This window comes from Mesorhizobium sp. B2-8-1 (assembly GCF_006440955.1).
Taxonomy (GTDB): Bacteria; Pseudomonadota; Alphaproteobacteria; order Rhizobiales; family Rhizobiaceae; genus Mesorhizobium.
The window spans coordinates 80,228-92,900 of sequence record NZ_VFTX01000008.1; the positions used below are offsets into that span (position 1 = coordinate 80,228).

14 protein-coding genes are annotated in these 12,673 nt (G+C 63.2%); 3 read left to right on the forward strand and 11 right to left on the reverse strand.

The window, feature by feature from the left end:
• Window positions 1-11: 11 nt before the first annotated feature.
• The 3 genes from FJ428_RS20525 to FJ428_RS20535 form a co-directional block, all read right to left on the reverse strand.
• Window positions 12-338 (reverse strand): BrnA antitoxin family protein, encoded by a 327-nt coding sequence (locus tag FJ428_RS20525; RefSeq protein ID WP_140496628.1) that lies wholly within the window; start codon window positions 336-338, stop codon window positions 12-14.
• Window positions 322-591, reverse strand: a complete 270-nt coding sequence (locus FJ428_RS20530) for a BrnT family toxin (protein ID WP_140564808.1) — start codon at window positions 589-591, stop codon at window positions 322-324. The genes FJ428_RS20525 and FJ428_RS20530 overlap by 17 nt, the downstream gene beginning before the upstream one ends.
• 106 nt (window positions 592-697) lie before the next feature.
• Complete coding sequence (locus tag FJ428_RS20535; RefSeq protein ID WP_140880023.1) at window positions 698-1,849, reverse strand: ceramide glucosyltransferase; 1,152 nt, start codon at window positions 1,847-1,849, stop codon at window positions 698-700.
• Window positions 1,850-2,080: 231 nt separating this feature from the next.
• On the opposite strand from FJ428_RS20535, the gene apaG reads away from it, so the two are divergent.
• Complete coding sequence (gene apaG, locus FJ428_RS20540; RefSeq protein ID WP_140496634.1) at window positions 2,081-2,473, forward strand: Co2+/Mg2+ efflux protein ApaG; 393 nt, start codon at window positions 2,081-2,083, stop codon at window positions 2,471-2,473.
• Window positions 2,474-2,609: 136 nt separating this feature from the next.
• On the opposite strand, the gene FJ428_RS20545 is transcribed toward apaG, so the two are convergent.
• The 3 genes from FJ428_RS20545 to FJ428_RS20555 form a co-directional block, all read right to left on the reverse strand.
• The gene (locus tag FJ428_RS20545; protein WP_140496636.1) at window positions 2,610-3,641 is read right to left on the reverse strand and encodes an Hsp33 family molecular chaperone; all 1,032 of its coding nucleotides are present in this window, start codon (window positions 3,639-3,641) and stop codon (window positions 2,610-2,612) included.
• Between the two features lie 123 nt (window positions 3,642-3,764).
• Window positions 3,765-4,676, reverse strand: coding sequence for an ornithine carbamoyltransferase (gene argF / locus FJ428_RS20550; RefSeq protein ID WP_140880024.1), 912 nt, complete (start codon window positions 4,674-4,676; stop codon window positions 3,765-3,767).
• Between the two features lie 15 nt (window positions 4,677-4,691).
• Window positions 4,692-5,891 carry an aspartate aminotransferase family protein gene (locus FJ428_RS20555; protein WP_140496640.1) on the reverse strand — a complete coding sequence of 400 codons (1,200 nt, stop codon included), beginning with the start codon at window positions 5,889-5,891 and terminating at the stop codon, window positions 4,692-4,694.
• Window positions 5,892-6,246: 355 nt separating this feature from the next.
• Here FJ428_RS20555 and FJ428_RS20560 point away from each other — a divergent pair, with 355 nt between their 5' ends.
• Window positions 6,247-6,765, forward strand: coding sequence for a GcrA family cell cycle regulator (locus FJ428_RS20560; RefSeq protein WP_140496642.1), 519 nt, complete (start codon window positions 6,247-6,249; stop codon window positions 6,763-6,765).
• Between the two features lie 83 nt (window positions 6,766-6,848).
• Here the strand turns inward: FJ428_RS20560 and FJ428_RS20565 are convergent, their stop codons facing one another.
• The 3 genes from FJ428_RS20565 to FJ428_RS20575 form a co-directional block, all read right to left on the reverse strand.
• The gene (locus FJ428_RS20565) at window positions 6,849-7,856 is read right to left on the reverse strand and encodes a magnesium and cobalt transport protein CorA (RefSeq protein ID WP_140496643.1); all 1,008 of its coding nucleotides are present in this window, start codon (window positions 7,854-7,856) and stop codon (window positions 6,849-6,851) included.
• A gap of 96 nt (window positions 7,857-7,952) precedes the next feature.
• Window positions 7,953-8,678, reverse strand: coding sequence for a phosphate signaling complex protein PhoU (gene phoU / locus FJ428_RS20570; protein WP_140513249.1), 726 nt, complete (start codon window positions 8,676-8,678; stop codon window positions 7,953-7,955).
• Window positions 8,679-8,790: 112 nt separating this feature from the next.
• The gene (locus tag FJ428_RS20575) at window positions 8,791-10,056 is read right to left on the reverse strand and encodes an ATP-binding protein (RefSeq protein ID WP_140880025.1); all 1,266 of its coding nucleotides are present in this window, start codon (window positions 10,054-10,056) and stop codon (window positions 8,791-8,793) included.
• Window positions 10,057-10,250: 194 nt separating this feature from the next.
• Between FJ428_RS20575 and ppk2 the strand changes: the two genes are divergently transcribed.
• Window positions 10,251-11,159 carry a polyphosphate kinase 2 gene (gene ppk2 / locus FJ428_RS20580; RefSeq protein WP_140496649.1) on the forward strand — a complete coding sequence of 303 codons (909 nt, stop codon included), beginning with the start codon at window positions 10,251-10,253 and terminating at the stop codon, window positions 11,157-11,159.
• Between the two features lie 56 nt (window positions 11,160-11,215).
• Here ppk2 and FJ428_RS20585 read toward each other — a convergent pair whose 3' ends face one another.
• Window positions 11,216-11,983 carry an enoyl-CoA hydratase-related protein gene (locus tag FJ428_RS20585; RefSeq protein WP_224518985.1) on the reverse strand — a complete coding sequence of 256 codons (768 nt, stop codon included), beginning with the start codon at window positions 11,981-11,983 and terminating at the stop codon, window positions 11,216-11,218.
• A complete protein-coding gene (locus FJ428_RS20590; RefSeq protein WP_140496654.1) occupies window positions 11,980-12,618 on the reverse strand; it encodes an acyl-homoserine-lactone synthase in 639 nt (212 codons plus the stop codon). Before FJ428_RS20590 ends, FJ428_RS20585 begins: the two co-directional genes overlap by 4 nt.
• Window positions 12,619-12,673: the final 55 nt, after the last annotated feature.

Here is a 12,673-nt window from a genome sequence, read left to right on the forward strand (position 1 = left end):
CAGACCGAGGACTACAGGCCTGCCGCTTTGCGCAATGCTTCGTTCATGCGCGTCTGCCAGCCATCACCACCGGCCCTGAAACGGTCGACAACATCGGCGTCGAGGCGCAACTGTACCGCACGTTTGGGTCGCGCAAGCGGCGGTCGGCCAACTTTGCGGCGCGAAGCGGCATCGGTCGGCTGCGCATCCGGATCGGCCTCGGCGGCGGCAGTGATCGCAGCATCTTCCTCGTCGGTCCTCGCGCCAAGCGCCTTTCTGGCGAGCCCCAAAGCATCAGCGCGCGACTGCTTTGGGGGAGTAGCCTCGCGGCGCACGATCGTCTTAGAGGTTTTCGACATAGTCCGTAATCTCCTGTCTCGTTGCCTTGCGTGGCGAAATTACGCGGATCGCATGGCTTCGCTCGACATAGACCATCACATAAACGCCAGCCTCGATCAGACCGATGGCAACAAGACGATCCTCGCCAAAATCCTCGCTGTCATCGAGCCGGATAACGGCATTGGCGAAATCGAAGGACGGAGCGATCGCGAAATCCACGCCATGCTTGGCCCTGTTTGTCTTTGCCTTGTTTTCATCCCACTCGAACAGCATCGCCGTGGGGGCGCTCCATAGGTTATGTATACACAAAAATAGAGCCTGGTTCAACAATTTTTGTATATACGATAACCTTCCTCGACATCAAGCTGAACCGCCGACATCAAGCGCGGGAGGGCGTCTCTTCGAGCTCGGCCGCCTTGGTGCCGATGGTCATGGCGTTGCCGCGCCAGTCGACGGCCCCGCCCAGCCAACCGCGCATCCAGATCGCCGGCAACATCAGGTCGCGTGCGATCATCGCGGTGACGATGCGCGGCGACAGATACCAGCCCTTTGCCGAGGCGAGCATGCATTCCGGCAGGTAGGCGAGCGCCAGCACGCAAAGCGCTGTCATGGGCAGGCTGACGCCGGCGCTGGCCGCGGCGATCAGCGCCAGCACGAGCGGAGCCGCCACGCCGGTCAGGATCTCGGGCGCGAAGAAGAGCGGAAAGGTGACGCGGCGCAGGCGCGCCCAGCGGGCCTGGCGCGACCAGATATCGCCCGGCATGCGCTGCCCGAGCGGCTGCTCGAAGGGGGAAGCGACGAGATTGACGCGCAGGCCGAGCCTGTTGACCAGTTTGGTCGACGCGGCATCCTCCGCGATCTCGGCGGCGAGCGCACGGATGCCGCCATTGGCGTCGAGCATCTGCTTGTTCCACAACATGCTCTTGCCCTGGGCAAAGCCGAGGCCAAGCGCCTCGCCGGCATATTGCCAGCGCGCCTGCAGCGTGTTGAGGAAAGCGCATTCGACTTCTGCCCAGAAGCCGTCGGGCCGCGAACCGATCGGCGTCGAGCAAACCAGGCCGGTGTCCCGCCGCCATGCCGCCATCAGGTGCTGGACGTAGTCTTTCGGCATCAGCACGTTGGAATCGGCGAGAATGACCCAGTCGTGGCGCGCTGCCTCCCAGCCCTTGACGCAGTTGTTCAGTTTCGGGTTGGCGCTGATGCGGTCGTCGCCGGTGAGCAGGCGGGCCGGCACGGCTGGAAAGCGGGCAATCGCGGCGCGGATCGGCTTGACCGCGGGGTCGTCGGCATGGGCGACACAGAAGATCAGTTCGTAGCGCGGCCAGTCGAGCGAGAAAGCGCGCTCAAGCGTCTCATGGGTAAACGGCTCGACGCCGCGCGCCGGGATGACGATCGAGACAGGCAGCGGCTTGCCGGCCGGCGGCGCGATGGCGGCGCGCCGTTTCAGGCGCGAGCAGGCGAGCAGGATGCTGGCGAGATTTGAGGCGATAAGAGCGATCGAAAGCGAGCCGGTTATGAGAGCGAGTTCCATCGATATCCGGTCACTCCAGAAAACCCGGCCCGCTTGGCGGCCGTTTTCGACAGTTCGACAGAGCGCCCGAGTCGCCCGGCATTGCTGGTGCACACCATCATTGTCATGTGTCACTCAAATGACATTGTTTGTCGGCACCTGCCCTTCAGGGACAGCAACTCGGACGCGCACGGTTGATCGAACCGCAAAGAGCGCCGAATGTTCCACACCGGATTTGTTTTGGAGCCGCTCATGTACCGCGCCGTCACGCGCAACATCGAAGTGCAGGTCAGGCCGTTCTATCTCGAGGACCGCTCGGATCCTTCGGAAAACCGCTATGTCTGGGGCTACCAGATAACGATCGACAACCAGTCCGACGAATTCGTGCAGCTGTTGTCGCGCTATTGGCACATAACCGACGGCGCCGGCCGGGTCGAGGAAGTGCGAGGTGCCGGCGTGGTCGGCGATCAGCCCGAACTCAATCCCGGCGACAGCTATCAATACACGTCGGGCTGTCCGCTCTCGACCCCGTCGGGGATCATGGTCGGTCACTACACCATGCGCAACGAGCGGGGCGAGACATTCGACATCGCCATCCCCGCCTTCTCACTCGACCTGCCGGGGACAAGGCGGACGGTGAATTAGACGAGGCGAAATCGGCGACAGCGTCGTTCTCCCCGTCACTATACGGCGAGAAATGTCCGGCAGGAATGAGGGGCAGCGCCGCCCCTCATCCGCTCTTGGGCCCCTTCTCCCCGTAGAACGGGGAGAAACAAGAACCCTACTGAGTCGTAAATTCCGCCGGGTCGAAGTCATATTGCGTCGAACAGAACTCGCAAGCGACGTGGATGCCGCCGTCCTCGGTGCTGTCCTTGATCTCCTGCGCGGAGAAGCCCTCGAGGATGCCGCGGATCTTGTCGCGGGAGCATGAGCACTGATCGGCGACGGGAACGCCGCCGAAGACGCGGACGCCATGCTCGTGGAACAGACGATAGAGCAGCCGCTCTGCGCCGATGGTCGGATCGATCAGTTCGGTCGGCTCGATGGTGCCGAGCAGCGCCAGTAATTCCTGCCAGGAATTGTCTGTGGGATCGTGGATCTCCTCGCGCGGATCGCCATCCCCGCCGGGCAGGTCAGGAACGCGCATGCGCTCGGAGGCCTGCGGCAGGAACTGCGCCAGGATGCCGCCCGCCCGCCACTGCTCGCGCGCGCCGCCGGGGCCGGGCGTCAAAAGCTTGGCGACCGAAAGCCGGAGATCGGTCGGGATCTGCTCCGACTGGCGGAAATAGGTGCGCGCGGCCTCTTCCAGGGTCTCGCCGTCGAGCTGGACGATGCCCTGGTAGCGTTGCGTGTGGGCACCTTGGTCGATGGTCAGCGCCAGCACACCGTTGCCGAGCAGCGTCTGCTGCGAGGTCTCGCCGGCCGCAATCAGCGCCTCCAGCCGGTCGACATCGAAGCGCGCATAGGCACGCAGCGCCGAGGGGGTGGAAAAATCCGCGACCAGCATGTCGACAGGCCCGTCGGTGCGGGTCTGCAGGATGAACTTGCCCTCGAACTTGAGCGAGGTGCCGAGCAGCACCGTCAGCACACAGGCTTCCGCCAGCAACCGGGCGACCGGCTCGGGATAATCATGGCGGCCAAGGATCGCATCGAGCATCGGCCCGAGCTGCACGGTGCGGCCGCGCACATCGAGCGGGCCGACCTCGAAGGGCACGACGTGATCATCGCCGGCGTAACCGAATTCGCCGAGTTTGGGGTGATGTTCAGCCACTTGATGGGTTTCCAGCATGACAAAGCTCCAGGGCGCGGCCATGCCGCCCTTTGGGGAGCATGCGTCTAAACGCGCTTGATTCGCGTGATGCCGCGCAGATAGGCATCGCGCCTCCGGAGATCAAGTTCCCCGGCACGTCAAGCGCCAAGACACTTCAAGTCCACTTCAGGCCCCAAGACACCAGGCAAGCACGGCCTTTTGGGCGTGGAGCCGGTTCTCGGCCTCGTCGAAGACCACCGAATGCGGACCGTCGATGACCTCGTCCGTCACTTCCTCGCCGCGATGCGCCGGCAGACAATGCATGAACAGCGCGTCGGGCTTTGCCTTGGCCATCAGCTTGGCGTTGACCTGGTAGGGCGAAAACACATTGTGGCCGCGGGCGCGGTGCTCCTGGCCCATCGACACCCAGCAGTCGGTGACGATGCAGTCGGCCTGGTCGACGGCTTCCTCTGGCGAGCGGGTAAAGGAGAGCTTGCCGCCATGCGCCTTTGACCAGTCGACATGCTTCTGCGCCGGCTCGCTGCCTTCGGGCACGGCGACGTTGAGGTTGAAGCGGAACCGCGCCGAGGCTTCCAGCAGCGAATGCAGCACGTTGTTGCCGTCGCCGGTCCAGGCGATGGTCTTGCCGGCGATCGGACCGCGATGCTCCTCGAAGGTCATGATGTCGGCCATCAGCTGGCAAGGATGGGTATCGTCGGTGAGCCCGTTGATCACCGGGATGGTCGCATTCTCGGTCAGCTCCAGCAGCCGCTCATGCGAGGTGGTGCGGATCATGATGGCATCGACATAGCGCGACAGAACCTTGGCGGTGTCGGCGATGGTCTCGGAGCGGCCGAGCTGCATCTCGGTGCCGGTCAGCATGATGGTCTCGCCGCCAAGCTGACGCATGCCGACATCGAAGGAGACGCGCGTGCGCGTCGACGGCTTGTCGAAGATCATCGCCAGCACCTTGCCTTCGAGCGGTTTCGAGCGCTCGCCCGCCTTGAGCCGCGCCTTGCGCTCCACTGCGTCGGTCAGCATGGAGCGCAGGTCGCCTTCGGAAACGGCGGAGAGGTCGGTGAAATGACGAAGTGACATCAGGAGCTTTCGAATTTACTTCGCGGCTTCAGCGGCGATTGCCTCGGTCAGGGCCTTGGCGCCGGCGCGAATGCGCTCCAGCGCTTCATGGATCTCGCTGTCCGTGACGGTGAGCGGCGGCAGCAGGCGAATGACGTTGTCGCCGGCCGGAACCGCGAGCAGATGCTGGTCGCGCAGCGCCATGTTCACCTTGCCGTTGGGCATGGCGCATTTGAGGCCCAGCATCAGCCCCGTGCCCCTGATGTCCTCGATGACCTCGGGGAATTCGTCGGCCACCCCTGCCAGCCCTTGCTTCAACAACAGCGCCTTGCGCTGCACATCCGCCAGGAAGCCCTCCTCCAGCACCACGTCGAGCACGGCATTGCCGACCGCCATGGCCAGCGGGTTGCCGCCGAACGTAGTGCCGTGGACGCCCGCGGTCATGCCGACAGCCGCCTCGTCGGTGGCAAGGCAGGCGCCCATCGGGAAGCCACCGCCAATGCCTTTGGCGATGGCCATGATGTCTGGAGCGACCCCCGACCATTCATGCGCGAACAGCTTGCCGGTGCGGCCGATGCCGCACTGGACCTCATCGTAGATCAACAGCAGGCCGTGCTGGTCGCAGAGCTGCCGCAGCCGCTTCAGCGATTGTGTCGGCACCGGGCGGATACCGCCCTCGCCCTGCACCGGTTCGATCAGGATCGCCGCGGTCTCCGGCGTGATCGCCTTTTCGGCGGCGTCGATATCGTCGAAGCCGACCTGGTCGAAACCCTCGACCTTCGGGCCGAAACCTTCGAGATATTTGTACTGGCCGCCGGCCGCGATGGTCGCCAGCGTGCGGCCATGGAAGGCGCCTTCGAAAGTGATGACGCGGAAGCGCTCGGGATGCCCCTTGACGAAATGGTAGCGCCGCGCCGTCTTTATCGCGCATTCCAGCGCCTCGGCGCCAGAATTGGTGAAGAACACCTTGTCTGCGAAGGTGGCGTCGGCCAGCCGCTCGCCGAGCCGGCTCTGCCCCGGGATCTCGTAGAGGTTGGAGACGTGCCAGAGTTTGGCAGCCTGTTCAGTGAGCGCCGCGACCAGATGCGGATGGCCGTGGCCCAGCGAATTGACGGCTATGCCGCCGGCAAAGTCGAGATATCGCTCGCCCTTGTCGGTGACCAGCCAGGTGCCTTCCCCATGGTCGAAGGCCAGGGGTGCGCGAGCAAAGGTCTCGAAAAGCGCCGAACCGCTCATTATATGCGTCTCCGGAACCGGAAAATCAAAAAAGCCGCCAAAGCGGCGGCCTTTGCGGCTTATCGGGTTTTTCAGCCATGAAGTCAACGAAAACGTCGCGTAGTGGCGCGCGGCAAGCCTCCCGACGGGACGCCGGCTCATAAGTGAGCTGGCAAGTTGGGGAAAACCGAAAAAACCGATTCGTGTTGCACTTCGGACTCTTGTCACCGAGTCAGCGCATAAGGTAGTTGTAGTCGGGAAATAACTAGATTTCGTGCGGCGGACCTAATCACCAGATATATGTGGTGTCTGCCCCAGCAGTGGTGCTGGGCCGGGAATGGATTCCGATTGCCGTACGCTTAGCAGGAGCGCGGTCATGAATTGGACTGACGAGCGGGTCGAACTCTTGAGAAAACTGTGGTCGGAGGGTCTGAGCGCAAGCCAGATTGCTGCCCAGCTTGGAGGGGTCAGCCGCAATGCCGTCATCGGCAAGGTGCACCGGCTGAAATTGTCGGGCCGCGGGCGCGCCACGGCAGCGCCGGCACGCCAGAAGAAGACGGCGCAAGGGTCGGGCGCGCAGAAATCGGTGTCGCGCCCCGCGAGTGCGACCCGCCACGTCACGACATCGATCGGAGCAACGGCGCTGCAAGCGCAGTTCGATGCCGAGCCGGTGGCCCGCCACTATATCCGGCCGGTCGAGAATGTGGTGGTGCCGATCTCGCGGCATCTCCAGCTCACCGAACTCACCGAGCGCACCTGCAAATGGCCGAACGGCGATCCGCTGTCGGAGGACTTCAATTTCTGCGGCAACGAAGCCGCCGAAACCGGACCCTATTGTAAATACCATGCCCGCGTGGCGTTCCAGCCGGCAGCGGAGCGGCGGCGGAATAGATAAGGGACTAAGGCAGTAGGGCAGTAGGGCAGTATGTTTTGAATTTGCGCTCCCGAGCGTTTAGCCTACTGCCTACTGCCCTACTCTCACAGCCATCCGTTCTTGCGAAACCGCCAATAGAGGAAGCTGCAGATCAGCGCGATCGCCAGCAGCACCATCGGGTAGCCGTATTCCATCTTCAGTTCCGGCATGTCGCTGAAATTCATGCCGTATATGCCCGCGAAGGCTGTCGGCACGGCCAGGATTGCCGCCCATGAGGCGAGCTTTTTGGAGATCGCCGTTTCCTGGCTCTGGCCCACCAGCAGGCTCGCCTCGAAAGCAAAGGCCAGCACTTCGCGCAAGCTGTCGATCTTTTCCTGGACGGTGCGGATATGGTCGGTCACGTCACGAAACAGCGGGTGCATGGCTGAATGGATCTGCGGCAGGTCGGCGCTGGTCAGCCGGCGGCAGACCTCCACCAGCGGCAGTGCGGCATTGCGCAGCCGCAACAGATCGCGGCGCAGCATATAAAGGCGTTCGATATCGGGGCCGGTCATCGGCTTCAGCAGGACCCGGTCCTCGATCGCCTCGACCTCATCCTCAATCTGCTCGAGCACCGGCATGTAGTTGTCGACGATGAAATCGAGAATGGCATAGAGGACGAAATCCTCGCCCTTGGCCAGTGAATGCGGGCAGCTTTCCCAGTGCTGGCGCACCACAGCATAGGATGTCGAAGGGCCGTGCCTGACGCTGACGATGTAGCCGCTGCCCACAAACAGATGCGTCTCGCCGAAGGTGACGCGGCCCTCGATCAGCTGCGCGGTGCGGGCGACGATGAACAGCGCATCGCCATACTGCTCGATCTTCGGCCGCTGGTGCGGATGCTCGGCATCCTCGATTGCGAGCTCATGCAGATGAAATTGCGCCTGGACGCGCAGCAGAAGCTCGCGATCGGGTTCAAGCAGCCCAATCCACACGACGTGTCCCGCTTTCCTGGCCCATGTGCCGGCTTCCTCGATCGGGATGTCGGCGATGCGGCGCCCGGCTGTGTAGACGCTGGAGGCGATGACGGCCGATGTCGGCGGCGCGGGCTTGAAATCCCGGACATATTCCATCGCAGCCTCCCGAAGCACTGCCTTTGCTGGGAACCAGCAGGCTTGCCTCAGGGATAGTCTAGCGCAATACGACCAAGCGTTCGAGAAAAAGTGCGTTCACTTGACCGGCTGCGTTGCGGAAAGGCCGATCTTGTCCGTCTTGTCGCCCTTCGGCCGCTCGCTCGGCATCTGGTCGCCGGTGACGATATAGTAGATCGTCTCGGCAATGTTGGTGGCATGGTCACCGATGCGTTCGATGTTCTTGGCGCAGAACAGCAGATGCGTGCAAGGCGTGATGTTGCGCGGATCTTCCATCATGTAGGTCAGCAATTCGCGAAACAGCGACGTGTACATGGCGTCGATCTGGTCGTCGCGGTCACGTACGAAGCCGATCCTTTCGACCGAGCGCGAGGCGTAGACGTCGAGCACTTCCTTGAGTTGGGTCAACGCTAGGTCGGCCAGGGCTTCGAGGCCGCGGAACAGGCTGGTCGGCTGGCGCCCGTCGGCAACCGCCACCACACGCTTGGCGACATTCTTGCCGAGATCGCCGACCCGCTCGAGATCGGCCGAGATGCGGATCGCGCCGACGATCTCGCGCAAGTCCGTCGCCATCGGCTGGCGCCGGGCGATGATGATGATTGCCCTGTCGTCGATTTCGCGCTGGCCTTCGTCGAGGACGGCGTCGTCGCGGATCACCTTCTGGGCAAGGCCGGGATCGGCATTGACCAGGGCGGAGATCGCCTGTTCGACCATGCGTTCGGCATGTCCGCCCATGGCGGCGATGCGCTTCGACAGATCTTTCAGCTCCTCGTCATAGGCGCTGACTATGTGCACGGACTGCATGACCGGATGCCTTCCCACGGATGATCTGATTTTGAGTCGTTTCCTCGAATCCCCGCTGATACGCTAACCGGATGACAGAAAAAAGAAATGGCAGCTTGGAAACTAGGGCGGCTCAGGCCGCCGGCAAATGGACCGAGAAGGCGGCGCCCTTGCCGACTTCGGACTTGATCGAAAGCCTGGCGTTGTGGCGCGTCAGGATATGCTTGACGATCGACAGGCCAAGGCCTGTGCCCTTCTGGGTTCGACTGCTCTCGACGTCGACGCGATAGAAGCGCTCCGTGATGCGCGGAATGTGCTCCTCGGGAATGCCGGGGCCAAAATCCCTGATCGTCACGTCGATGCCCGCTTCGCCCTCGGCGTCGCCGCGCTCGATCGACACCACCACGCGGCCGCCCGACTGCCCATATTTGCAGGCGTTTTCCAGAAGGTTCTCGAAGACCTGGAACAGTTCGTCGCGGTCGCCCGGCACGTAAAGAGGGCCGTCGGCGAAATCCCGCTCGATGACGACGCCGTTTTCGCGCGCCAGCGGGGCCAGCGAATCGATGACGCTGTCGACGGTCTGGCGCAAATCGACCTCGGTCCCCGGCCGCAGATAGGGCTTCATCTCCAGCCGCGACAGCGACAAAAGGTCATCGATCAGGCGTGCCATGCGGCCGGTCTGGTTCTGCATGATCTGCAGGAACTGCTCGCGCGCCGCCGGGTCATTGCGGGCCGGTCCGCGCAGCGTTTCGATGAAACCCGATATCGAGGCGAGCGGCGTGCGCAATTCGTGGCTGGCATTGGCGATGAAATCTGCGCGCATGCGGTCGATGCGGCGCGCTTCGCTCTGGTCCTTGAACACCATCACGTAGAGATCAGTGCCGTGACCGACCGAGGAGGCGCTGACCCGGTAAGTCCGCTCGACCGGCAGCCTCTCGGTGTAGTCGATGACATCCGACGCGACCTCGCCCGACAGCACGCCGTCCAGAAGAGCCTGCATTTCGGGCGCACGGAATTTCAGCGACAGCGATACGCCCGGGGCGATGCCGCCAAACGCGGCGAAGGCGGCGGCGTTGGCATGAACGATCGCCGCGGCATGGTCGAAGATGATCAAGGGGTCGGCGACGGCCGCCGCCAGATATTCGCCGGACAGGCGTTGCAGGCCGATGGCCTCGATCGCCGCACCGCTTTCGCCGGGCTGGCGCGTGGCTCCAGCCGGTATCATCGCCGCCACCAGCAGCAAAGCCAGCGCCGGCAGCAGCACATAGGCGGAAATGCCCGCAAAGGCATAAACCGCCATGACCGCGACAAGACCGGCGACCAGCAACCATCGGCTGTTCCACAGCCGCGCGGCAAGCGCTTGCGCCATACCCTTCTCGTCTGCGCCCTGGTCCGCCATTCGCGCCTGCGCCCCGCTCCCGGTCCGGCAATTTCGCTGGACCGGCCTGGCGCATGACGCCGAAAAATCAGAATCGATTTTCGGAAAGGATCATGCGCAAAATCCAAAAGTGCAGCGCCCTTTGTGTCTGAAGCGGCGCGCGGCACTGCAATGGCTCAATAGCACGAGTCCGTAAGCTGGAAAGGTTCGTCTCGATGAAAAAAGCCAAGGAAAACACCGCCGCGCCGACCCCGGGGCCGCTGAAGCTCAGGATCAACGGCAAGGAGCGGGAGTTCGACATCGAGAATCCAGCACTGCCGGACTGGATCGAGGAGCGCAAGCTGACCGCGGGCGGCTATCCCTACGACAAGAAGATGAAAAGCGACGAATATGACGAGACGCTCGAGGCATTGCAGATCGAGCTGGTCAAGGCGCAGGCGTGGCTGCAGTCGACAGGCAGGCGGATGATGGCGCTGTTCGAGGGCCGCGACGCGGCCGGCAAGGGCGGCACGATTTTCGTCCTGCGCCAGTACCTCAATCCGCGCACGGCACGCAACGTGGCGCTGACCAAGCCGACGCCGACCGAGCTGGGGCAATGGTACTACCAGCGTTATGCGGACCACTTCCCGACCGCGGGCGAATTCGTCACGTTCGACCGTTCCTGGTACAACCGCGCCGGCGTCGAACCGGTGATGGGCTTCTGCACGCCAGAACAGCACGAGAAGTTTCTCGACGAGACACCGCACTTCGAAAGGATGATCGTCAATGACGGCATCCACTTCTTCAAATTCTGGCTGAACATCGGCCGGGAAACGCAGCTCGAGCGATTTCACGATCGCCGCCACAGTCCGCTGAAGAGCTGGAAGTTTTCGCCGATCGACATTGCCGGCATTACCAAGTGGGACGATTACACCAGGGCGCGCGATACCATGTTCGAGCGCACCCACAAGGAATTCGCTCCCTGGATCATCGTGCGTGCCAACGACAAGCGCCGCGCGCGGCTGGCGGTGATGCGGCGCATCCTCCTGTCGCTGCCTTATGACGGCCGCGACCTCGACATCATCGGCAAGGAAGACAAGAAAATCATCGGCGAAGGGCCGTCATTCCTGGCAAAACAGGACTGACGGTGCCTGCGCCACGCGGCACTGGACCGCGTGGCGCAACGCCTTCGGCGCGACGCTCAGGCCGCCAACCGGGCAATCCGCTGCAGCCGCCGCAACGTGGTGTCGTCCTGCAGCGCCTGCTGGAACAACGAAATCTCCTGATCGATGCGTTCGCAAAGTTCCGCGGGGTTCCCCTTGAGCAGGCCGCGCGTCTGCAGCAGCGCGGCGACCGGCTTCCTGGCGAGCTGCCTTGCCCGGCCGAGGGTTGCCTCCTCGACGCTGCCTTCGGAGACGATCTCGGCGACCAGGCCGAGCGCCCTGGCGTCGTCGGCGCGCAGCGTGTCGCCGAGGCAGAAAAAGCGGAAGGCGCCGGCGTAGCCGAGCTTCTGCGGCGCCAGGATGCTGGTCGCGGCATCCGGCACTAGGCCGAAATCGACGAACGGCACCCGGAACGTGCTTTCGGCGGACGCGATCACCATGTCGCAATGGAACAGGATGGTGCAGCCAACGCCGACCGCATCGCCGTCGACACAGGCCAGTATGGGTTTGGGGAACGTCGCCAGCGTGCGGAACATGTCGGTGACGGCGGCGATCAGCTTCTGGTGCTTGGTAGCGTCGAGAAATTCGGAAAAATCGCCGCCGAGGCAGAAGCAGCCCGCCAGACCGCGCAGCACGACGACACGCACATCGTCATTGTCGGCGGCTTCGTGAAATGTCCTGGCCAGGCTTTCATAGGCCCTTCTGTCGAGCACCGGCCGGCCGTCGGTCGACGAGACCGTGACGATCAGCGTGTGGTTGCGCAGTTCGGGTTGCGGGTGCGCGTTCATGGCCGTTTCCGATCTCATGACGCCCGCCTTTGCCCGAACATATCGGGATATCCCCTGGCCAGAACGGGAGCGTGGTGATTGCGGCGCGAACGCACCACATCCAGCGTGTGCTCATTGAAGGTGAGCAGCGTCGCGACGACCTGCTGGTTGCCATAGGTGCGCTGATAGCCCAGCGGCGTGGCCAGGAAATGCAGCTGCAGCGCGCGCAGCACCCACATCGGCTCGAACTCGATGATCACCTTGTCGACGCCGCGCTTCAGCCCCCACTCGACGAAGCCGGCAATGAGCTCGGTACCGACGGTCGAAACGCCTCGGCGGCCGTCGCGAAAGCCGGGAGCGACCGCATAGCGGGTCAGTTCCCAGATGTTCGGACCCGACGGCGGCGTTCCCACGGAAAGATCGGCCAGCACCTCCGTTAGCAGATGCGGCCGCGTGGTCGGCAACATCCTCTGATAGCCCGCGACCTCGTTGCCTCTGATGACGATCTGATGCACCGCTTCGTCATGATCGAACTGGTCGATCTCGAATCCATCGGGGCGCCGCAGGTCCTCCCACCCCATTTCCTCGACAAAAATCCTGTAGCGCAGCCGATGCACGGCCTCCCACAGATCGGGATGTTCCATCAGTTCTTTTGTTGTAAGGGAAAAAATCATTTTGCCGTCTCCTGTTCAAGAGGAAGATACGGCCGTGCCCTCGCAAGAAAATTAC